The following is an 18,754-nucleotide window of genomic DNA, read 5'->3' as shown; positions in this document are numbered from 1 at the left end:
TATATTATGAGATCACCCGAGGTTATCGAAGGTTACAGGAATACTTCTTCAACCTCGAGAATTGATACGGTACTCATTCCCTTAGTATGTAATAAACAAAGGATTTTTATTAGAGACTCTTTCTTTAAAGGACTTATACAAAACAAAAAACCTTACCATAGAGGAAAGGTTGTTTTCGGGCCTTTCGCTCTTATCGTTCAAGGCAGCAGCCTTGCGTCAGATTAGCACCTTCGCATTTGAAAAGGACCATTTAGGGGTCAAACATTTCATATTGCAGGTTGCTGGGTTTCATTGGGCCTGTCCCTCCACCAGCTCGGGATAAGAGAGTATCCGTTCAAGTTAGAATCATAACATATTGTCAAACAATGTCAATGAATATTTTATGAAAAGATCTACAGAGATATAGCTGCAAAAACATTCTTGTTTCCATTCTTTGACCAACAATTTACCTTTTCCCACTTATAATTTTCTGTTTACCTTAAACTATTTAAAAAATTTTAAAAATTATCCTGAATAGTATGCATTAATTACTTTAATGTGCTATACTTTTTATTACATTTACATCATAAAAACTAAAATAAAGGATGGTTTCAGTAGATGAATTCTGTTGATACTCGAAATGAATTATTACAATTTTTAAAAGAAAGTCATGTCCATGTGCAATTATCTGTACCTCAATTAGTAGAAAAAATCTTAACTCGTAATGAAGGAGCACTTACTTCTACTGGAGCTATTAGCGTTGTTACCGGAAAGTATACAGGACGCTCTCCTCAAGATAAATACATTGTTTTAGAAGAAGCAACCAAAGATAAAATTGAATGGGGCACTACCAATCAACCGATTTCAGAGGCCGCTTTCTTAAGCCTTTATCACAAGGTAATTGATTACCTAAAAGAAAAAAATGAAGTGTTTGTTTTTAAAGGCTTTGCCGGTGCCGATAAAAAGTCCCGTTTGCCCATCCAAGTCGTGAATGAGTTAGCATGGCAGAATTTATTTGTCCACCAATTATTTATACGCCCCTCAGATGATGAATTACTTGAACACGAGGCTGGATTCACCGTTATCTCTGCCCCTAATTTCAAGGCGGACCCAGCTATCGATGGTACCAACTCAGAGGCCTTTATTATCATCTCCTTCGAAAAAAGAATTGTCTTAATTGGTGGAACAGAATATGCAGGTGAAATGAAGAAGTCTATTTTTTCAGTTATGAACTATTTACTGCCCGAAAATAATATTTTTTCAATGCACTGTTCTGCTAATGTTGGTGTTGAAGGTGATGTCGCATTATTCTTTGGCTTATCTGGAACAGGAAAGACCACATTATCCGCTGATAGCAATCGTCGATTAATCGGTGATGATGAGCATGGATGGTCGTCTAATGGTGTCTTTAATATTGAGGGAGGCTGCTATGCTAAGTGTATTAATCTTAGTCGTGAAAAAGAGCCGCAAATTTTTGACGCCATCCGCTTTGGAACGGTCTTAGAAAATGTGACCTTAAATAAGGAATCAAGAATCCCAGATTATGATGATGGAACATTGACAGAAAATACGCGTGCCGCATATCCAATTGATGCCATCGATAATATCATTCAACCTAGTATTGCAGGGCATCCAAACACGATCATCTTCTTGACTGCCGATGCTTTTGGTGTATTGCCGCCTATTTCTAAGCTAACCAAGGAGCAAGCAATGTATCACTTCCTAAGCGGCTATACTTCGAAATTAGCCGGAACAGAGCGGGGAATCACCTCGCCGCAAGCTACCTTCTCTACCTGCTTCGGTGCACCGTTCTTACCGCTGCCTGCCACTCGGTATGCAGAAATGCTGGGTGAAAAGATTCTTGAGCACAATGCCAATGTCTTTCTTGTCAATACAGGTTGGACCGGGGGCGAATATGGAGTTGGTAATCGGATGAAGCTATCCTATACCCGTGCCATGATTCAAGCCGCACTTGAAGGGGAACTAAATCATGTAGAAACTACCAAAGATAAAATTTTCGGATTAAATATCCCTCTTCATATTGCTGGAGTACCAGATGAAGTCCTGCAGCCTAGTAAAACATGGTCTGATCCGTTTGATTATGAGAAGAAGGCAGAAGAATTAGCCACACAGTTCCGAGAAAACTTCAAGAAATTTACGAACGTCTCAGAAGAAATTGAACAAAAAGGCGGACCGATTGCTTAAGCTGATAAGCCCAATATTTTAAAAGCCCATATCAAATATTGATATGGGCTTTTAAACATTAATTAGTTGAATTTAATGAAATTAATTGATAAGTGATCGTCGTGCTGTTATTTTGAAGCTCAACTTTTTTGATAAGCGCGGTACCACTGGAATCACTATCGATTGTTTTTCTTACATCAACCGGAATATCAATTGGATACAGTCTATACCCTTCTTTTTCTAGTAAAAAGACATTTTCCTCCACTCGTTTCTCTCTACCCTTGGTGACAATCATCGTATTTAACTCAAGAGGCATACCCATCTATACATCCGCTCCTCTGCTTGTTTTATCTATATATTATCATCTTTTACGTTGACTTTTCATCCACTTTGATAAATCCTCCACAACTCTTCTATTTACCGCTGGCGGAAAGTAATGCGTAAATTCGTGAAAATACCAACATTCGGCAGGTTTTTCTAATGCTTTAAGCCTTCTTTCAAGACGATATGCATGCTCTACGGATACATTTTCATCCATCACACCATGGATAATGAGGACCGGAGCTGTCAACTTTTCTAATTGATATAAAGGGGTTCTGTCTTGATATCTTTCTGGATATTTCTGAGGAGTTCCTCCAATGACCCTTTTCATCATTCTTCGTAAATCATTTCGTTCCATATAGGTTAGCGACATATCACTGACCCCGCCCCAGGTGACAACAGATGCTGCCTCTGGAAACTCAATTCCTGTCAACAGTGCCATCACCCCGCCCCGCGAGAAGCCAAATATATGTATTTCGCCCACCCTTGGCATGGATTTTAACACCAAAAAGGCAGCAAACGCATCTTCCCGATCTTCTCCGCCAAAATCTTCATTTCCTTCTCCACCTTGGTTACCACGATAGTAAGGGGCAAAGACAATAAATCCCTCAGCAGCAAACTGGGCAACCCGTGCAGGACGAACTTTGCCCACATTTTTAATTCCACCGCGTAAATAGAGGAATCCATCATATTTTCCTCCCCCAATCGGTTCCGCTAGCATTCCTTTCACTTTTAATCCATGTGAAAGGTAGGTAATTACCGTTAATTCAACTTTTGGATTAGGTGAAGGAAAGCGTGTCCTCGCGATGATTTTTCCATCACTATATAAATTCATCTGAACATCTTCCCTTTATTAAAAATTTATTCTCACTAGGCATTCACACATTTTCCTCCCACTCATAGGATATCTTAGGCAATTAGCCCAGATTTTTTATGATATTTAAGGAGGCTTGCTTCATGAAAAAATCGTTAAAGTTCAGTTTCTCCTTTCTGCTCATCACTATACTGATGTTTTCTCTAGCTGCATGCAATAGCACTTCAAAAAATGAAACAAAGAAACTAGAAAAAGTTCGGATTGCCGAAGTTACCCGATCGATTTTCTATGCCCCGCAGTATGTAGCCTTAGCAAAAGGATTTTTCAAAGCTGAAGGCTTAGATGTCACCCTGACAACTACTCCAGGCGGCGACAAAACCATGACAACGTTAATCTCAGGAGGAGCAGACGTTGCTCTTGTTGGATCAGAAACATCCATTTATGTATACGCACAAGGAGCAAATGACCCGGTCATCAATTTTGCGCAATTAACTCAGACAGATGGTACTTTCCTAGTTTCTAGAGAAAAGATTGATAACTTTTCGTGGGATCTCTTAAAAGGAAAAACCTTCTTAGGCCAGCGCAAAGGCGGCATGCCACAGATGGTTGGTGAGTTTGTTTTAAAGCAGCATGGAATTGATCCACATAAAGATTTGAACTTAATTCAAAACATTGACTTTGCGAATATTGCTAACGCCTTTGCATCTGGTAACGTTATACACTACTTTAATCTAAAAAAGACTGCTTTTACACAGTCTCATACGTTAGCTTTAGTATTTCATCGATCATGAAGTTAAATTGAATATCTATTTCACCTTTACCGAAAATCACCTTATCAATAATTCGTGAAAGCATGGCCTTCTTTAAATCATCATCAGCCTGATCAAACTTAGTTTCCCAATTTTTTAACTCATCTGCTGTATATTTCACATCAAAATAGTTATCTTCTTCATGAGAAATTTCCTGTTTTAATATGTCTATCTTGCTATTCAATTCCTTCAGCTGAGTTTCAATTCCTTTTATCGCTCCTGATAATTGTTCGGGAGTAAAGGCGCTTTTCCCAATTAATGAATTAGCAATTTCCATATTCAATTTATCTAGTTGCTTCGTGTATTGAGATTGTTCTTTTTCTAAATTATTTAATGCCTTCACTTTTGTATCAAATGTTTCTTTTTTCTTATTTACGGATAAGTCAATAAATTGCTCTATATTAATAGGACTCAAAATGTCTTTCACATTCTGTATGATTGCTTTATCAATCTTTTTTGCTCCCCAAATATTCTTTTCATGTTCAATGCTTCCTTTGTTTAATGGACAACGGTATCTATATATTGGGGTCGTATAAATCGAACCGTCCTCTTTAGTATAATTCCGATAAAGATAATTCCCCGCTAACTTACTACCGCAATATTGACAATATGCCATTCCTGAAAACATTAATCTTCCTGAGAGTGGGATTCCTACTTTGTCCTGGTCATGCAAGGATTCTTTTCGGGTTTGCTTCATTTCCTGTACCTTGTAATACATTTCATCAGGGATGATTCTTAATTTTGCGTTGTAAGGTTGTGTATCTCCTTTTTTACCTTTGAAACTTTTATAACGTTTTCTACCTATAAATATAGGATTGTCCAAAATTCGACTAACAGAACTTATGATAAAATATCCACCTTCACGATTTCTATATCCGTTTTCATTAAGGTGATCAATGATTTTCCGGTAGCCATAATTTCGCTCGATGTATAAGTTATAGATTAATTTAACAATTTTACTTTCATATTCATCAGGGATTAATTCTTTTATTCTTCTATCTTTATCTTTCCAGTGAGTTTGTTCTGTTTCAATAATTTTATACCCATATGGCGCTGCCCCACCTTGAAAATAACCTTGTTCACTTAACTGATGCTTTGATTCTCGGACTCGTAAAGATGTCTTAAGACTTTCACCAGAGGATTGCCATGAACTGATATAGTTAATCAATTTATCCACATGTTGTTCCATTTTCCGTTGACCTTCATTTACAGACCACACTTCTACTTCATTTTCGATTAAGAAATTGATAACAAATGGAGTCTCATCATCCCGTCTACCTAGGCGGTCAAACATAAATACAAGCAGAACATCAAATTCTCTATTAACAGCAGCCTCACGAATGGACATTAATTCATCACGTTCATCAGCCTTTTTACTCCAACCTGATACTCCACGCTCGTATAGTTCATTCGTTATGGTCCAATCCTTTTGTTTTTTTGCGAAATCAAAACAAGCGTTTCTTTGCATTGGAATATCTTCATCTGCATTAACTTGTCCTTTTGTAGAAACCCGATATAAACACCATACTCGTTTCATATGATTCCCCTCCTTTTTTCCACGTTACCTCTTGCCTGTAATTATACAACAAAAAAAAGAGGTATCAAGAAAATACCTCTGTAAAAAAAACAGTTAACCCCTCCTTTGCTAATTTGTTTTTATCGGGATTCTTACTAAAACTAAAGTTAATCTTTAAAGGTTGATTCGAATTGTCTTTAAATGTCACCTTTTCTCTATCTTCGGTGACGGAATATGTCCTGTCTTTAATCACTAGTTGTCTCATCCTCTCACCTCTAGTCAATTCATATGAAAATATGAGCCTGTCCTATTCAGATATTTTGGTTACTGCAATATTTAAATTTAGTGCTAATCGATAAAAAGCTTTCCAGCGGATTTTCCCGTAAGTTACGTGGCTGACTGGCGGCTGAAATCGATGGTAATAAACAGTTAAATCCGTAATATATTCACTATCTTCAGCCATATATCGTTGCTCAATTAAATACCGTTCTCTTGGAGGCAGATACTTAACAGCCCTCTCGGTACGTTCACAAAAATGCTTCATTCTAGCTTGTTCATCAACGTTATAGATTGCTATGGTTCCAGTTTGGTCACTAGTTTGATTGGTAGGACCATGATAACGAGGGGTGCTGCTGGAAGTTGTTGAAGATTCTCTTTCCTCGAATGTTAAGTATTTATACATGCGATATTTCCTAAGATGCTCTTCTACTTTTTGCTTAGTTGCTTCTCGATCTAATTCAGGTAATTCGAAATCCATCATTCACACCCCTTAAGAGGTCCCGGGACTAGCCCGGGAATGGTACTTTGTTTTTTACTACTTTTTTTCGAAATGTGCATTAACTCTTAACTGGTTTTATTCCGTTACTTTTGAGTTGGTGTTTTAATTGTCTTATTCTATTCCTTAAATTTTCTGTAGTATCATATTGAAAAGATTCGAAGACAGAGTAAGGACTTTTTGATTTAAACATTCCATTTTCAATCCGTTTAGCCAATCGTTTACCACATCTGTCCGAACAACAGGAATAACCATGTCCCCATTCCGTACTTCCCATTCTTGCGCTATCAGGTTTACCGCAATTCGGACAAGAAGGTGCTTCTCTGCGTATATGCTGATAAGAACAACTCATAAGTTTTCTCCCCATTCATAACTTCGCATTTTGGTTCAAAGATAATCAATCTAATAAATCATCATCATCAGCAGCTGTGGTGACCTCAACGACTTCCTCTTCTGCCACATCTTCCAATGTCATCTGGTTAGGAGATACGGAGGCCGTCCCATCCTTTTCAACAGTGTAAGAAATACCTTCGTGTTCATCATCGTAAAACTCTTCTAGGCTCATTTGTGACTCGATAATACTTAAGGTCACATCCGAACCGGCTTTTCTGTAAAAATTGTAGGATTGGTCTGCAGAGGTATCACCTTTGACAATAAACTCTAAAACTGTTTTTTTACTGTCCTTGCTGGTTTTACTGAATTCACAGGTAAGGCTTTGCTCTACCCCTTCAATCTGTAGCTCCACGACTTCACGGGTCATTTGATTAATTTCAGGCTTTTTCTCATCTTCACCCTTTACATAAAATTGGATGAGTTCCTTTTTGCTGTCTTTGGTTTGCTTATTAAAATTTGCTTTTACAGTTACTTGCATGTTGTTTATTCACTCCTATATTTTAATGTAGGATTACGAGCTCGTAATCGAGTTTACAGACTTATAGAAGGTTAGTTGACTTATACCGTTACTAACCACAAATGTATGATTTTTTTTGCCTATCTACTCACGATTTCTAGCCTTAGAAAGCCTTTCAGCATTCTTTTGTTTTTGTTCTTCGGACATGATTCTAATTTTCTTCATGCTGACCATTTTTTCTTCCAATTCACATTTTATCGCAATCGGTTTCCCTGATTCTAATTCTAAGGTGCGAATTGCTGTGAGTTTTGAGAGTTTTCGAATGTGTTTTGGAACCGTGGAGTAAACGTTCCACTTGCCGGTACTGTTGTCAAAAACCATTGAAGTTTCTTGTTCTTCTCGGGAAAAACCCATATCATTCACCTGCCGATAGTTCGGGATTTTCGTAAATGTTTCCGACAATCACAAAATCATCATTATCTAAATAATAGGGCATTAACAGATATCCATTGCCTTTTGATTTAATTGCCCACATTGTCTCATACCAGTAAACAGAACCAATAAAAGTTTGTTCTTCTTCAATCTCAGTTTTGCCGCAATCTGTATATTGCCGCCTAACCCACTTCACGATATCGCCTTCGAAAATGTCCTTTCCTGTATCGTCGGTTATGCCGGTATACTGCATATAATTAAGATGTTCCAACACTTCATAATCAAATGGATTTTCACCAACTTTTACACTTCTAATTCCGTAAGAGGCAATTTCAAAAACGTAATCATTATCTTCACCAAGATAAATCATTTTGTTATCAACATTATCCCAAGCACGGAACTTAATTTCCCAACCCATCAATAACCATCCTCCTGCCTTTGATGATTAATAGAATTTTTAGCATAATAGGCTTGTTCTACTTCTTCCCAGGTAAAGCCGAGCATTTCACCAAGTGTTATAAAAACTTGCAACAAATTAAAGTACGTCCGTTGGATTCTGTAATCACTCTTAAAAGGCTCATCAAACAAAATATAATCAAGGTTCACAGTCCAGTTAAACGTGTGTCTAATTGCTTCTATCACGCTTTTAAATTCACCCGTTAGTGGTTCCACATCAACAATAGGAAAATCTTTCGGATTTATTTCAAGTCCTAACTCCAAAACAAAATGTAACCCATCGACATATTCCTCAAGCAAAGGATTATAAAATTCTGCATCCTCTAGGTCTACATAGGGCCCGCGTGCTTTTCGTGTCCGTGGTGCCTGGTCTTTGCTCCAGAACTTAAACCCTCTCCACTCATTCGCACATTCGCCTAATTCGACTAATAATGCCAAAATTAGCTTATTTAGTCTATCTGGTTCGTTATAGCCAATGCGATCGCGTAAAACTTTTTGCGCTTGAAACAATTTTTCAAGGTTCACTTGCCTACCTCCTTTAAGTTATTTGGGATTGTAGTTTCTAAAATAATTTGGTTTAATATATCCTTCCAACACTCTTCACAAAAAAAGTTAAGATACACCGGCACATGCCCACCACATTCAACACATTTTTCAGCTCTGTTCATCCAAAATCATCTCCTAATGTTAATATGGATTATCGAGCAATTCGTTGTTGTAGTTGTTCCTTTAATTTTTGATTCTCATGAGCCAGTGCGAGGTTTTCCTGTTCTAATTTCATGCACTTAGATGTCCTGGACATTTCCTTGAGGTGTTTCATTTTTTCCTTAGCATCTAGTAGCTGGGACAATAACCATTGGTTACTCATTTCAGCAGCGCATAAATCCTGAACGCATTTATCATGCAAAACCAATTGTTTTTCAAGTTCTAAAATTCGTTTCACCAAGTATTTCTGCAGATCCGCAGCTTCTTCAAGTGCCATATGCTCCCAGTTATAGGATTCATCCTTAGCATCATCGATGGACACGCCATATTTTTCAAAGCCTTTTCCATCTTGACTATCTATTAACTTGGTAAACTCATTAATTACCATTTGGCTTATTTTTGGTCTTTCCATTGTTGCACCTCCTATTGTTTACTTCGCTATATGTTTCGTAACGTGTCGTAACTACTTTTGAGTTTGTGAATTATTATTATCAGCAAAAACGTTCCGAGCAGTAATTAAAACGCATTTATTTTTATTGAATTGTTTTGTTAAGGAAATCCATTGATAACAACCCTGTTCCCATCCCATTTTGCACCCTTGACATTGAATTGCTTGTGCCATAGCCATTATTTATCCATCTCCTCTAATTCAACAGTCTGTCCTGCTAATTCATGAGTACAATCGTTGAGATACTGGATTTTTCCGTCAGTTACAAACGAATGGCAAACTGTTGGTACACTTTCAAATGGCACAGCACCTTCTTTTGGGCAACCTGCATTACACCATGCTTCCCAGTCAGCTTCACCTTTTTCTGTCATCTTCGTACTTCTTACAAGAATTGATGGTGAAAATGTTGGCTTATTAAAATCACCGTTAAATTGCCAAGAATCAGTTACTCCATGATGACATTTACAACCTTCACAATAAAAAAGTAATCTTCCATCATTTGCTTTTGATACTTTCATTTCACAATCTCCTTTATGACGCTATTTGATTCAAGTGCGACTAGTTTTCTAAAGAATCATAATAAGTTGCCCAAATATTTGCGATATCTGCCATTGGAAAATTGTTTTCCATGCTAATCCCCTCCTAAATTCCGACTTAATATTTTTTGTCATTTGCCGTCATGCTCAAATGCTGTCAAACTCGATTGCCGTTGAATAAAAATATTGTGAAATGCCGTCGTACCCAGTTGCTGTCAAACGCCGTCAATTATCCATTGAACGGCTGCCCATTTTTACATTTTTATATTTGGGCTTCTGATCTTTAGCGGCTTCATCCTTCATTTTCTTGATTATTCTTCTAAGTTGCTTTACTTCTCGCTTCATATTGAGGTTTGCACGTTTGAGCTGTTTGTTTAGTACAGTTACTTCACCGAGTTTCGCGGTCAATGCCTGGTAATCTACCTCGTCCATGAGCAACAGCTCCTAAAATCATTTGGTCTTCTTCATTTCAGCTATTTTGCTGTAAATATCAGCAATGATTAATCCGGTTTTTGTTAACTCTGGATTGTCTGATATTAAGCGCTTTTGATTTAAGCGGGACAACTGTTTTTTAGTAATCAGCTGTAAATTTTCCAGCTTTGTATTCTGTTTGTTAGTGTCTAAAAAGAGGATGCAGTGACCTTTTGGTATTGGGCCATTTACCTCTTCCCACACCACTTTGTGTTTATGCCGCCATCTTTTATGCCAAGGCCCATCATCGGAAACTTTGATTAATATATACCCGTCTTGATCAATCCTCTCCGTTCCAATCGGCTTGAAATTAAATGGTTTTTGTCCTTTTTTGAATGACGTTCGATTTCCCCCTAGGTTGCACTGGCCTTTTGTCCCTTTATTAAACGGCACACCCCCAGGCTTAAACCTTCCATCTAACCCACTACTTAAACCGTGATTTTTTTTAGCTGCCTTTACTTGTGAAAGTGTTAAATCCAGGCCAAAATGATCATTAAACATTTTTAATAATTCCGCGTTACCTCGACCTAGTACATGTTCCGAAAGGAAAGAAATCTCTTCTGAGGTATAACGGTGAACCATTATTTACCCTCCAACATTTTAGGAACGACATCCGCATTTATGCTGTTTTTCATAGCTAGTTGAGCTTTTAATACCAAAGAACCGTTTGAAATGATCTGAGAAGCTATTTTCGATACTGCTTCTGCTCTCTTGATTTCTTCCACTAATTTTTCCCCTTCAACATCTTCGTCTCCTAAGCGTTCTAGTTGTGCAAATAAGTGATTATTCAAATCTCCCAGAGTGTTTTTCATATCCCCATCTCCTTTACTCCTTGTACTATTTTCCGAACCGACTTAAAAACATATCTCTGATTTTATCTGCAGTTTTTTCTCCAATACCATGAAGTTCTTCCAGCGTTTCCAGTAACTCTACTAAACAACGAACATCTGATTCTCTTTGTTCCTTTGCACCAGCGTCGAATCCTCGATTGAAAATTATGGATTCAGCTAACTCAAGATTTAGTTGTTGAGTGAATTTTTTCGGCTGTTGCGCACGTTTCATTTTCCTAAGACCGCCCATTTAATACACCGGCTTTTACAAAAATATTTCGAAAGGAATTATCTAAAACTTTTTTCTCGTTAACCCGTTGTCGCTTAGTAATTGCTTTTCTAAGCCTTCTTTTCTGCTTGACCTTGTTTACCATGCTTTTCACCTCTTCATACAATCATTTTTCTAACTTTGTGTGCCTTTTTCTTACAGTCGTGACAAACTCGTTTGTTTTCGATCATGTCGGTTTGTTTAGGTGGTACCAGCTTGAAACATCTGCTACAACTTACAAATTTCATTCCTCTTCCACCTTTCTAAGCTTTGCGACCCAGCAGCTACTCTCAGTGTTTTCTACAAAGATTTTTCGATTAAACGAATCACGAGTAAAGGTTTTTCCATCACTCCTAAATTCAGTTAATGGATAGATCAGCACGAAACCTCTGTCTTCCAGGTCCTTAATTGCTTGTTCTGCCTCGTATTTCCTCTGTCGGCGAATAACGACTGGAAAATCTTTTCTTTTCATGACTTTGCCTTTTTCTTTTTAGGCTTGACCTCTTTAGGTTCGGTATTTAAGATTTTTTGAATGACTTCTTGCTGATAACTAGGCAAAATGTGAAACCGGACATCTTGTTTTTCTATGAACAATTCATAGGCAATTCGAGCGATTATATAGGCATCTACTACGTTGTCGCTTTTATGCTTAAATCCAAAGTGTTCATAAGCAGCCTTCATTACAGCTCTTTTTTTCTGAGGACCAGTTAAACGCTTTTTACTTCCAACTTCACCTTCCCAGCCTGAGACATTCACAAACTTTTTCACCGCATTCGGGGCCACTTCGTAATAAGGGATTTTCCTCTTAAATAATTCGTTTCGTATACCATGATGGAGCCCACCTGCAAACATGGCTCGTTGGGTGTCATATGGAAATCCTTCAATACAAATGAAGTCATCCGGTCTCACATGAGCGATAATCTCATTGATAAGGGTAACCATCCTTCTCGGATCCTCATCGCCTATCCCGGTGAGTTCTTTATCCCTAAGAACATTCCAACTAGAATCTAAAGCAACAAATCCTGATTTTGTACTTGGGTCAATTCCAACAAATCGGGTCATCTTTTCCTCCCCCATGGCGTTAAATGAGATATTGCCGTATAATGCACCCGGTCTTCCTCTTTAATTCGGATATCGTTTTTGCCTACATAGTGCCTAATGGTCTCGTCATAAACATCATTAAAATGAGTGGGGCACAATGGAACCAGTGCCCACGTTTTAGTTGCTTTCTGGTGACAAAGAGGATATTTACATTTTTCTAGCATCCTGCTTCACCTTTCTTTTCAAAAGTTCGCGGGCAGCTGCGTAGCGAACTTTTAAACTAATGGTTTCGTTCATCGCAAGGGCATATAATTGTTTTTTCGTAGCTTGAGAGTATTTCATAAAATCGTCTTAACCTCCGAAATTACGACCTCGTAATTTACTGTTTTAAAAAAATAGCAATTCTTATTGCTTAATCGTTCGGGTCATCGTATGGAGCTTTTTTAGTACTATTAGGTGACTTGGCACGAATATGATCTTTCAATTCCTTGATCATGTTATTGGCGATTTTCAATTCCTTAGACATTTCCTCTAGAGCTGCTTGTGTCTCTTCAAAAGTAGTGATAAAACTTCTAATTTCAGCAGCGTTCCCTACAAATACCTCTACACCAGTATCATTAATGTATTTCTGTTTAAATGCTTCAAAATCAAATGTCATTCTTCATGTCCTCCTTCTAACAGCCGAATCCGTTCATTTGCCTTTATCAGCTTTTTAGATTCTTCTAAACTTTGTTTAATCCATACTTGGGCAACTTCCTCTAAATCTCTGATTCTTTCATTTGCTTCAGCGAGTGCCTTGTCCAAGTTCATAGATTTATTCTCGAAATAGTTTCGATTGATATTTAGCCGTTCATTGTCTTTTTGTAGGCGCTCTACAGAATCCGTGTGACACCTCGTTTCGATTAAATGCCTTACTTTTTTGCCATCCTCGACTCCTTTTTCATATGCATTCCCTGAAAAAATGGACAATCCTACAAATCCGATAAAAACCCCAATTAATAAAATAATAATCATCATCTCATTTCACCAACGTAGTTTCTTCGAGCAATTGTGACGCAATCTCCAAAAACCATTCTTTTTCTTTTAAAAACAAGGTGATATCAATTAAGCTCTGGAGATCAATTTCGTCCAATTCTATAACTGGAGCTGGAATGACATTCTCTGAAAATACCCACAAGTGACCTTCTGTTTGCTTACCTTCTGCATTCAGTGTGAGCTGAATTCGGTATTGTTCCTCTTCATAATTATATTTTGTAATAAATCCCGTGAAGTTTTTTAATAAGCCACTGTCTAATGTTACCCAAGTACCTACCGCTAATGGTCCACTTAGCCAGTCCACCATTCTCATTTCCTCGCTTTCATTATTTAATTTCATCGGGAATTTCAGTGAATTTTTGCTTCCAGTTCATGAAAAGGAGCTTAAATTCATTTACACCCACATCTCGACCTTTAGCGAATGTTTGTATGATGATTTTTCCTTGAGAGGTCTTTTCCCCTTCGCTCCATAAAAACTCAACTACATCTGCATCCTGTTCAATGGAACTGGATTCTTTCAGGTCCGACAGTAGTGGACGGCCTCTTTTGTCCGATTCCCTTGTCATCTGGGACAACATCATGAAGCAGCAGTCCATTTCTCTTGCAATTTGTTTTGCCTGGCCAGTAACTCTTCCGATAGCTAATGCCCGAGTATCACCTTTTGTTTGTGGAATACTCATGATTTGTAGGTTATCCACCACAATCATGGCAATCTTTCCATGCTTCTTTTTAAATTGCTTGGCGGTCGCTTTAATTTCATCAATAGTTACTCCCGAAGAATCTTGCATATAAATCGGCAAGAGTTCATATTCCTCATAAGCAAAATCAACAAGTTTTTGTTCTTTTTCACTCAAATTTTTCATCTTGATTTTTTGATAAGCAATACCTGTTTGGGAAGAAATCATTCGATCCTTAAGAGAGTTTCTATCCATTTCCTGACTCCATACCAGAACCACACCTTGCTTTTGCTTGGATACTCCATAAATTCTCTGCAAGGCTAGTGCCGTTTTTCCTACGGATGGTCTTCCAGCGCTTATAAATAACCAACCCCGCCATAATCCTTGGGCCCAATTGTCATATCCATCAAATCCCGTTTTAATAAACTCCGCTGGTGTTTTTAAGTGGGTATAGTATTCATCTTTGGTTTCGGAAAAGTTAAGCATTTTTGCATTATCGCTTGGTCTCAGTTCAGTGACTAAGTTTTCGATGCTTGAGAAAAACTCCTCATCCGAGTCGTAATCATCCCTAGACATTCCTGATATGATGTCACCCATGTTTCTGGTCCGTCTTTCCATGGCCTTGGAGCGAACAATTCGAGCATAATGTTCTGCATTTGCGGCAGTAGGGCAAGAAGCTGCTAGTTTTGATAAGTAAGAAACTCCACCTAAATCCTCAACGCTGCCAAATTTTGCAATAGCATTAGTTACGGTGATTATATCGACTGGTTGACCTTTCTTTTCCAAGTGCCGCATCACCTTGTAAATGGATTGGTGCCGCGGAACAAAGAAATCACGTTCTTCTAAAAAACTAATTTCATCCAAGACCGAAGCTTCAAGAAAGACAGCACCTAGAACGGACTGTTCTGCCTCGATGTCATGTCCATTTAAATTCACTTGGATCACCGCCGTTTGCCATCCACTTTTGGAACTCAATATCTTTGTCTCTTGCATCTGAAGGCTGTTTAGGCTTCTTAGGTTTTTGAGAGTTTTTCATTTTAATTGCTAGTTCTCCAAACTTTTCTCGAAGCTTTTTAGCCGATAAAACATTGGTCTTCCAAAAATCGTCTTGTGTTACCCAATCCATGACTTCTTTTGCTAGGCGCTTGTCCATTCCATCAATTTCAATAAGCTTTCTAAACTCATCTGCCCATTTTTGTAGGTTCACTCTTTTCAAAAGATGCTGCACCCCAGCTTCCTCTGCTACAGCTGAAACCTTGTCATAAAAGTAAAGTGCCATTTTATAAAAAGAGCTGTCCTCGTCATACGTTTTTGGTTGACGAGTATTTTTTTTATTATTTTCTTTAATCTTTTCTTTTTTGGTACTACGGTTGTAGGACGGTATCGTACTACTATTGCAGGACGATGATGTCCTACTATTGGTGGACGATGGTTGATGACCTACATCTGTAGGACGGTCTTGCCATTCATCATAATTTTTATTAAAGCTCAAAAGTCTCCCCCTCCTTGAACCGACCCCTACGACACTAATAATCTTGCGGTCTATTAAAGCCGTCAATTCCTTATCCACATGACTCTTCCTGGTGCTAAGTGCTTCCGACAGAAACGTAAGCGATAATTCATGCTCTTTCCTGTTAAAGCCATATGTATAGCGCCATATAGCTGTGACAATGCGAAATTGAGTGCCGTTTAGATCAGCCTTCATGATATGTTCTAATATCTCATTAGCAACCTTTGTATAACCATTTTTAGTTTGAGGGCTTGCCATGAGTAATCATCCTTCTGTGGTTAAACCACCTCAATCTTGTAGTGTGTATCTGCTCTTAAAGCTTTCTTTGTTAGTGCTCTTTTGACCGTCATTTCAGCGAGTGCAGGCATGTTATTTTTATGTGATAAGTGAGTCAGGTATATTTGCTCTCCTACACCCATTACAAGCTTAGAAAGGGCTTCGGCTGTCTGCTCATTACTCAAATGACCGATGTGAGAAAGTATCCTGGCTTTGGTTGCTGGTGGATAATCCGATACTTCAACCATGTTTGGCTCGTGATTTGCCTCGATGATATAGATATTTGAAAACTCCATCGCTGAGAGCATGTTTTGATCAACATGGCCGGTATCTAAGCAGACAGAACATTTATTACCTTCATCATCATAAATGGCATAGCCAAGTGGAGAGAATGCGTCATGATGTGTTTTAAATGATTCGATATACCAATCATCAAGCGTTACGTCAGAGCCCGCTTTAATCGGTCTCTGTAAGCCAAAATCTACACCCTTAATAGATTTCCATTCGCCTTCAGCTGCATAAACAGGAATTTTATATTTATTTGCTAGTGGTAACCCCTTAACATGGTCACAATGTGCATGAGTGATAAAGATTGCTTTAATGCTGTCTGGACGAATACCAACCTCAAGGAGGCGTTTTTCAATCTTGGTTTTGGCTATCCCTACATCAACTAGAATGGTAGCTTCCGAGGACCCGAGAGCAATGCAATTGCCCCCGGAACCACTCGCTAAAATGTCTACTTTCATAAATGTTCGCCTTCATTGTCCGCAATCATCATGGCGAAATTGGCAATGTTGGCACATCTGATAGTGATTTCATGCTTGTCTCTATCTGCTTTCCCTAATTCTATTGTCAATCTGCTGAAATTTTTCGCTATTTCGTGTCCTAAAAATTCAGTGCTTTCTTGTCTCCAGCCGCCTTTATGGTCATTGATTTGTAGTTGTTTTTCCATATCAAAGGAAAATACTCTTACAGGTTTTCTAGGCATAGGACACGGCTCCATTTGTTGAACAAAGTTTGCAATTTCATCGCCAAGTTCATATACATTCACACAGTCACGATCCTCACCCATTCTTAATGCAAGTAGGTCTCCATATGCTGGATGACGGAAGGTTTCATACAAAGGATTCGCTTCGAATGTTCGCTTAGCATGTTCGACAAAAGCTAAATGGTTTTTAGTGATTTGCATGTTTTTCACCTCAGTCCAACAAGTCGCCATCATTGGCTTGTGCATCTTGCATATCAATGTGCATGTCCATTAATTCCAGTAAGCCAACCAATTCTGATTCTGTTGGAGGTTCACTAATATTAGGAACATTCTTTGAAATATACTCTTGCATCCCTTTTTTTGTGGTAATACCTAAGAGCTTAAAATTGTCTTTCATATCCTTTCGAAGCTGTTCCATTCGGTCTTTTTTCTCAAACGCTTCTTGTTCAGCTCTAGTTGGTTTATGGTCAATCACATCTTGATTAGGAGTAATATCTTTTCGTTCTTTTGGTTTGTACTCTGGAATCGTGTTCTCTTGTCCATCTTGTGTAATAGTTTCATCTTCAAATTCAAGTCCATACTGGCGTTTAAGGGCCCGTTGCTGAACATGTTTCCCATACATATCAGCAGTCCATTTGTTCCAGTTATCTTTGTTTTGACCAGTAAACATATGAGCAATCTCATCAATGTCACTAATGACTGTTACTGGGCGATGACCATCTCTATAGGCAATGGAGTAGGCGCCAATAATCTTCCCTCTAGGAAATCCTATTTCGTGGACAAGAACTTCCATTTCCTTGGTTTCTTTATTCATAGCAATTTTGAATTCATCATTTTCGTGGACCATTTGCGTATCAGGCGGTTGAAAACCTTCCATCACCCTGGCTTTGGCAAGGTAAGCTTCAGCTGCAAATTGGATGCGTGCAGTGTTTCCGTACTTGATAAAGAAGATTTCATTTTTGAATGGATCCAATCCATAAGATGCTGCTTTATGAGCAAACAATAAAAACTCAGTATCTGTAGCTGTTGGAGCAATTGAAGTACGAATAACTTCTAGTACCTGTGGGGCAAACGCTTCTGTAATCTGTGGTGTTAATGGTAATGTTGCTAGTTGGTTTTTTGACATGTTTTCTTAACCTCCGATTTATATTTTTCATCCATCCATAACTGATCTGCAATCATCGCGATAAAATCTGCATTGGTTGGACGGTAATTAAAGTTAACTGTGAAAAATGGGTGTTGTTGATTTTTTTTGTAAGATACTTCGATAGCATGCCTGATAGCTCTTTCCACTCGATTTGGTTCTGTTTTAAACTTCTTAGCAATATTCGGATATAAAACGGTGGTAAAGGCACCAATTAAATCTTGATTCTCATATACTTCTTGAATAGCTTCCTTCAAGTAAGAGTAGCCCAGTAACCTAGTTGGTAGTTTGATATCATGCAAAAACGCTGCTATTATACCTTCAATCCCTGTATCATTCTGAAAAGGTAACTTAACACTTGGACCTGCTATTTCTTGCATCATCGATTTTAGTTCTGATACTTCTTTTCTAAGCTTTTGTACTTCCATAAGAATATCGCTCATTTCCTACCCTCCTAATCTGCTGTTTTATAAACCCATCCAAGATGTTCAATCAAGTAATCTTCCAAATTGCTTTCAAGCAACAAATCCCCGTTCGGGAGCTCGATGTAGCTGTCGCCCGTTAAGATTTCATGGTCCATGACATCTGTTCCACAATGCTCAGGTTGAGCAACCACATTGGCATAGCCTGTCCGATTGACTTGAGTAATCGACGGATGTTCTAAATCTGGCAATCTAAAAACCTCCTAT

The 18,754-nt window shown here is 38.2% G+C and carries 30 protein-coding genes, 1 pseudogene and 1 riboswitch; of the genes and pseudogenes, 2 read left to right on the top strand and 29 right to left on the bottom strand.

Annotation, left to right across the window (positions count from 1 at the left end; genetic code table 11):
* Positions 1–187: 187 nt before the first annotated feature.
* Positions 188–325: riboswitch (SAM riboswitch) on the bottom strand.
* Positions 326–597: 272 nt separating this feature from the next.
* Complete coding sequence (pckA, locus tag V7121_RS14830) at positions 598–2,184, top strand: phosphoenolpyruvate carboxykinase (ATP) (RefSeq protein WP_335498726.1); 1,587 nt, start codon at positions 598–600, stop codon at positions 2,182–2,184.
* 58 nt (positions 2,185–2,242) lie between these two features.
* On the opposite strand, the gene V7121_RS14825 is transcribed toward pckA, so the two are convergent.
* Together V7121_RS14825 and V7121_RS14820 are read right to left on the bottom strand one after the other, a co-directional pair.
* Positions 2,243–2,485, bottom strand: a complete 243-nt coding sequence (locus tag V7121_RS14825) for a DUF2584 domain-containing protein (RefSeq protein ID WP_335498724.1) — start codon at positions 2,483–2,485, stop codon at positions 2,243–2,245.
* A 39-nt stretch (positions 2,486–2,524) separates the two neighbouring features.
* On the bottom strand, positions 2,525–3,319 hold the full coding sequence (locus tag V7121_RS14820; protein ID WP_335498722.1) for an alpha/beta hydrolase family protein: 795 nt from the start codon (positions 3,317–3,319) through the stop codon (positions 2,525–2,527).
* Between the two features lie 122 nt (positions 3,320–3,441).
* On the opposite strand from V7121_RS14820, the pseudogene V7121_RS14815 reads away from it, so the two are divergent.
* Positions 3,442–4,008 (top strand): annotated as a pseudogene (locus V7121_RS14815) (ABC transporter substrate-binding protein); the annotation flags it as partial.
* A gap of 37 nt (positions 4,009–4,045) precedes the next feature.
* Here V7121_RS14815 and V7121_RS14810 read toward each other — a convergent pair.
* From V7121_RS14810 to V7121_RS14680, 27 genes are all read right to left on the bottom strand, one after another.
* On the bottom strand, positions 4,046–5,644 hold the full coding sequence (locus V7121_RS14810) for a recombinase family protein (RefSeq protein WP_335547050.1): 1,599 nt from the start codon (positions 5,642–5,644) through the stop codon (positions 4,046–4,048).
* Between the two features lie 286 nt (positions 5,645–5,930).
* A complete protein-coding gene (locus V7121_RS14805; RefSeq protein ID WP_335547048.1) occupies positions 5,931–6,383 on the bottom strand; it encodes an ArpU family phage packaging/lysis transcriptional regulator in 453 nt (150 codons plus the stop codon).
* A gap of 412 nt (positions 6,384–6,795) precedes the next feature.
* A complete protein-coding gene (locus V7121_RS14800) occupies positions 6,796–7,269 on the bottom strand; it encodes a hypothetical protein (protein WP_335547046.1) in 474 nt (157 codons plus the stop codon).
* Positions 7,270–7,392: 123 nt separating this feature from the next.
* Positions 7,393–7,662, bottom strand: a complete 270-nt coding sequence (locus V7121_RS14795) for a hypothetical protein (RefSeq protein WP_335547045.1) — start codon at positions 7,660–7,662, stop codon at positions 7,393–7,395.
* A 1-nt stretch (position 7,663) separates the two neighbouring features.
* On the bottom strand, positions 7,664–8,098 hold the full coding sequence (locus tag V7121_RS14790) for a YopX family protein (RefSeq protein ID WP_335547043.1): 435 nt from the start codon (positions 8,096–8,098) through the stop codon (positions 7,664–7,666).
* Positions 8,098–8,661, bottom strand: a complete 564-nt coding sequence (locus V7121_RS14785; RefSeq protein ID WP_335547041.1) for a dUTP diphosphatase — start codon at positions 8,659–8,661, stop codon at positions 8,098–8,100. The genes V7121_RS14790 and V7121_RS14785 overlap by 1 nt, the downstream gene beginning before the upstream one ends.
* Before the next feature lie 172 nt (positions 8,662–8,833).
* A complete protein-coding gene (locus V7121_RS14780; RefSeq protein ID WP_335547039.1) occupies positions 8,834–9,253 on the bottom strand; it encodes a hypothetical protein in 420 nt (139 codons plus the stop codon).
* A 51-nt stretch (positions 9,254–9,304) separates the two neighbouring features.
* Positions 9,305–9,469, bottom strand: coding sequence for a hypothetical protein (locus tag V7121_RS14775; RefSeq protein WP_335547037.1), 165 nt, complete (start codon positions 9,467–9,469; stop codon positions 9,305–9,307).
* Entirely contained in the window at positions 9,469–9,807 is a 339-nt protein-coding gene (locus V7121_RS14770; protein ID WP_335547035.1) for a hypothetical protein, read from the bottom strand. The genes V7121_RS14775 and V7121_RS14770 overlap by 1 nt, the downstream gene beginning before the upstream one ends.
* A gap of 243 nt (positions 9,808–10,050) precedes the next feature.
* Positions 10,051–10,257 carry a hypothetical protein gene (locus tag V7121_RS14765; RefSeq protein WP_335547033.1) on the bottom strand — a complete coding sequence of 69 codons (207 nt, stop codon included), beginning with the start codon at positions 10,255–10,257 and terminating at the stop codon, positions 10,051–10,053.
* Between the two features lie 18 nt (positions 10,258–10,275).
* Positions 10,276–10,878, bottom strand: coding sequence for an HNH endonuclease signature motif containing protein (locus V7121_RS14760; RefSeq protein ID WP_335547031.1), 603 nt, complete (start codon positions 10,876–10,878; stop codon positions 10,276–10,278).
* Positions 10,878–11,108 carry a hypothetical protein gene (locus tag V7121_RS14755; protein ID WP_335547029.1) on the bottom strand — a complete coding sequence of 77 codons (231 nt, stop codon included), beginning with the start codon at positions 11,106–11,108 and terminating at the stop codon, positions 10,878–10,880. The genes V7121_RS14760 and V7121_RS14755 overlap by 1 nt, the downstream gene beginning before the upstream one ends.
* A gap of 25 nt (positions 11,109–11,133) precedes the next feature.
* Complete coding sequence (locus V7121_RS14750; RefSeq protein WP_335547027.1) at positions 11,134–11,358, bottom strand: hypothetical protein; 225 nt, start codon at positions 11,356–11,358, stop codon at positions 11,134–11,136.
* A 4-nt stretch (positions 11,359–11,362) separates the two neighbouring features.
* Complete coding sequence (locus tag V7121_RS14745) at positions 11,363–11,500, bottom strand: DUF3983 domain-containing protein (protein ID WP_335547025.1); 138 nt, start codon at positions 11,498–11,500, stop codon at positions 11,363–11,365.
* Positions 11,501–11,638: 138 nt separating this feature from the next.
* Positions 11,639–11,866, bottom strand: coding sequence for a hypothetical protein (locus tag V7121_RS14740; protein ID WP_335547023.1), 228 nt, complete (start codon positions 11,864–11,866; stop codon positions 11,639–11,641).
* Positions 11,863–12,456: a hypothetical protein gene (locus tag V7121_RS14735; RefSeq protein ID WP_335547021.1), complete on the bottom strand. Its 594-nt coding sequence runs from the start codon at positions 12,454–12,456 to the stop codon at positions 11,863–11,865. Before V7121_RS14735 ends, V7121_RS14740 begins: the two co-directional genes overlap by 4 nt.
* Positions 12,457–12,642: 186 nt before the next feature.
* Entirely contained in the window at positions 12,643–12,777 is a 135-nt protein-coding gene (locus V7121_RS14730) for a hypothetical protein (protein WP_335547019.1), read from the bottom strand.
* Between the two features lie 70 nt (positions 12,778–12,847).
* Positions 12,848–13,093: a hypothetical protein gene (locus V7121_RS14725; RefSeq protein WP_335547018.1), complete on the bottom strand. Its 246-nt coding sequence runs from the start codon at positions 13,091–13,093 to the stop codon at positions 12,848–12,850.
* Positions 13,090–13,452, bottom strand: a complete 363-nt coding sequence (locus V7121_RS14720; protein WP_335547016.1) for a hypothetical protein — start codon at positions 13,450–13,452, stop codon at positions 13,090–13,092. Before V7121_RS14720 ends, V7121_RS14725 begins: the two co-directional genes overlap by 4 nt.
* 1 nt (position 13,453) lies before the next feature.
* Positions 13,454–13,777 carry a hypothetical protein gene (locus V7121_RS14715; RefSeq protein ID WP_335547014.1) on the bottom strand — a complete coding sequence of 108 codons (324 nt, stop codon included), beginning with the start codon at positions 13,775–13,777 and terminating at the stop codon, positions 13,454–13,456.
* A gap of 19 nt (positions 13,778–13,796) precedes the next feature.
* Entirely contained in the window at positions 13,797–15,122 is a 1,326-nt protein-coding gene (locus V7121_RS14710; protein WP_335547011.1) for a replicative DNA helicase, read from the bottom strand.
* Positions 15,064–15,915, bottom strand: a complete 852-nt coding sequence (locus V7121_RS14705) for a replication protein (RefSeq protein ID WP_335547009.1) — start codon at positions 15,913–15,915, stop codon at positions 15,064–15,066. Before V7121_RS14705 ends, V7121_RS14710 begins: the two co-directional genes overlap by 59 nt.
* A gap of 20 nt (positions 15,916–15,935) precedes the next feature.
* The gene (locus V7121_RS14700; protein ID WP_335547007.1) at positions 15,936–16,679 is read right to left on the bottom strand and encodes an MBL fold metallo-hydrolase; all 744 of its coding nucleotides are present in this window, start codon (positions 16,677–16,679) and stop codon (positions 15,936–15,938) included.
* The gene (locus V7121_RS14695; protein WP_335547006.1) at positions 16,676–17,122 is read right to left on the bottom strand and encodes a hypothetical protein; all 447 of its coding nucleotides are present in this window, start codon (positions 17,120–17,122) and stop codon (positions 16,676–16,678) included. The genes V7121_RS14700 and V7121_RS14695 overlap by 4 nt, the downstream gene beginning before the upstream one ends.
* Before the next feature lie 10 nt (positions 17,123–17,132).
* Complete coding sequence (locus V7121_RS14690; RefSeq protein ID WP_335547005.1) at positions 17,133–18,047, bottom strand: RecT family recombinase; 915 nt, start codon at positions 18,045–18,047, stop codon at positions 17,133–17,135.
* Positions 18,029–18,508, bottom strand: a complete 480-nt coding sequence (locus V7121_RS14685) for a sporulation initiation factor Spo0A C-terminal domain-containing protein (RefSeq protein ID WP_335547003.1) — start codon at positions 18,506–18,508, stop codon at positions 18,029–18,031. Before V7121_RS14685 ends, V7121_RS14690 begins: the two co-directional genes overlap by 19 nt.
* Positions 18,509–18,519: 11 nt before the next feature.
* Positions 18,520–18,738 (bottom strand): YqaI family protein, encoded by a 219-nt coding sequence (locus V7121_RS14680; protein WP_335547001.1) that lies wholly within the window; start codon positions 18,736–18,738, stop codon positions 18,520–18,522.
* Positions 18,739–18,754 lie beyond the last annotated feature (16 nt).

It is taken from the genome of Neobacillus drentensis (assembly GCF_036962125.1).
Taxonomy (GTDB): Bacteria; Bacillota; Bacilli; order Bacillales; family Cytobacillaceae; genus Neobacillus; species Neobacillus drentensis_B.
The sequence above is the reverse complement of the archived record's forward strand: the minus strand, read 5'-3'. Positions and strand labels throughout refer to the sequence as shown.

Bases quoted from the DNA above. Each gene is read 5' to 3' on its own strand.
- V7121_RS14725 (WP_335547018.1), bottom strand. From the start codon at position 13,093: ATGACATTTGATTTTGAAGCATTTAAACAGAAATACATTAATGATACT.
- V7121_RS14810 (WP_335547050.1), bottom strand. From the start codon at position 5,644: ATGAAACGAGTATGGTGTTTATATCGGGTTTCTACAAAAGGACAAGTT.
- V7121_RS14780 (WP_335547039.1), bottom strand. From the start codon at position 9,253: ATGGAAAGACCAAAAATAAGCCAAATGGTAATTAATGAGTTTACCAAG.
- V7121_RS14790 (WP_335547043.1), bottom strand. From the start codon at position 8,098: ATGGGTTGGGAAATTAAGTTCCGTGCTTGGGATAATGTTGATAACAAA.
- V7121_RS14700 (WP_335547007.1), bottom strand. From the start codon at position 16,679: ATGAAAGTAGACATTTTAGCGAGTGGTTCCGGGGGCAATTGCATTGCT.
- V7121_RS14685 (WP_335547003.1), bottom strand. From the start codon at position 18,508: ATGAGCGATATTCTTATGGAAGTACAAAAGCTTAGAAAAGAAGTATCA.
- V7121_RS14715 (WP_335547014.1), bottom strand. From the start codon at position 13,777: ATGGTGGACTGGCTAAGTGGACCATTAGCGGTAGGTACTTGGGTAACA.
- V7121_RS14775 (WP_335547037.1), bottom strand. From the start codon at position 9,469: ATGGCTATGGCACAAGCAATTCAATGTCAAGGGTGCAAAATGGGATGG.
- V7121_RS14760 (WP_335547031.1), bottom strand. From the start codon at position 10,878: ATGGTTCACCGTTATACCTCAGAAGAGATTTCTTTCCTTTCGGAACAT.
- V7121_RS14795 (WP_335547045.1), bottom strand. From the start codon at position 7,662: ATGGGTTTTTCCCGAGAAGAACAAGAAACTTCAATGGTTTTTGACAAC.
- V7121_RS14765 (WP_335547033.1), bottom strand. From the start codon at position 10,257: ATGGACGAGGTAGATTACCAGGCATTGACCGCGAAACTCGGTGAAGTA.
- V7121_RS14690 (WP_335547005.1), bottom strand. From the start codon at position 18,047: ATGTCAAAAAACCAACTAGCAACATTACCATTAACACCACAGATTACA.
- V7121_RS14740 (WP_335547023.1), bottom strand. From the start codon at position 11,866: ATGAAAAGAAAAGATTTTCCAGTCGTTATTCGCCGACAGAGGAAATAC.
- V7121_RS14745 (WP_335547025.1), bottom strand. From the start codon at position 11,500: ATGGTAAACAAGGTCAAGCAGAAAAGAAGGCTTAGAAAAGCAATTACT.
- V7121_RS14820 (WP_335498722.1), bottom strand. From the start codon at position 3,319: ATGAATTTATATAGTGATGGAAAAATCATCGCGAGGACACGCTTTCCT.
- V7121_RS14695 (WP_335547006.1), bottom strand. From the start codon at position 17,122: ATGCAAATCACTAAAAACCATTTAGCTTTTGTCGAACATGCTAAGCGA.
- V7121_RS14735 (WP_335547021.1), bottom strand. From the start codon at position 12,456: ATGACCCGATTTGTTGGAATTGACCCAAGTACAAAATCAGGATTTGTT.
- V7121_RS14825 (WP_335498724.1), bottom strand. From the start codon at position 2,485: ATGGGTATGCCTCTTGAGTTAAATACGATGATTGTCACCAAGGGTAGA.
- V7121_RS14770 (WP_335547035.1), bottom strand. From the start codon at position 9,807: ATGAAAGTATCAAAAGCAAATGATGGAAGATTACTTTTTTATTGTGAA.
- V7121_RS14750 (WP_335547027.1), bottom strand. From the start codon at position 11,358: ATGAAACGTGCGCAACAGCCGAAAAAATTCACTCAACAACTAAATCTT.
- V7121_RS14800 (WP_335547046.1), bottom strand. From the start codon at position 7,269: ATGCAAGTAACTGTAAAAGCAAATTTTAATAAGCAAACCAAAGACAGC.
- V7121_RS14755 (WP_335547029.1), bottom strand. From the start codon at position 11,108: ATGAAAAACACTCTGGGAGATTTGAATAATCACTTATTTGCACAACTA.
- V7121_RS14730 (WP_335547019.1), bottom strand. From the start codon at position 12,777: ATGAAATACTCTCAAGCTACGAAAAAACAATTATATGCCCTTGCGATG.
- V7121_RS14805 (WP_335547048.1), bottom strand. From the start codon at position 6,383: ATGATGGATTTCGAATTACCTGAATTAGATCGAGAAGCAACTAAGCAA.
- V7121_RS14720 (WP_335547016.1), bottom strand. From the start codon at position 13,452: ATGATGATTATTATTTTATTAATTGGGGTTTTTATCGGATTTGTAGGA.
- pckA (WP_335498726.1), top strand. From the start codon at position 598: ATGAATTCTGTTGATACTCGAAATGAATTATTACAATTTTTAAAAGAA.
- V7121_RS14705 (WP_335547009.1), bottom strand. From the start codon at position 15,915: ATGGCAAGCCCTCAAACTAAAAATGGTTATACAAAGGTTGCTAATGAG.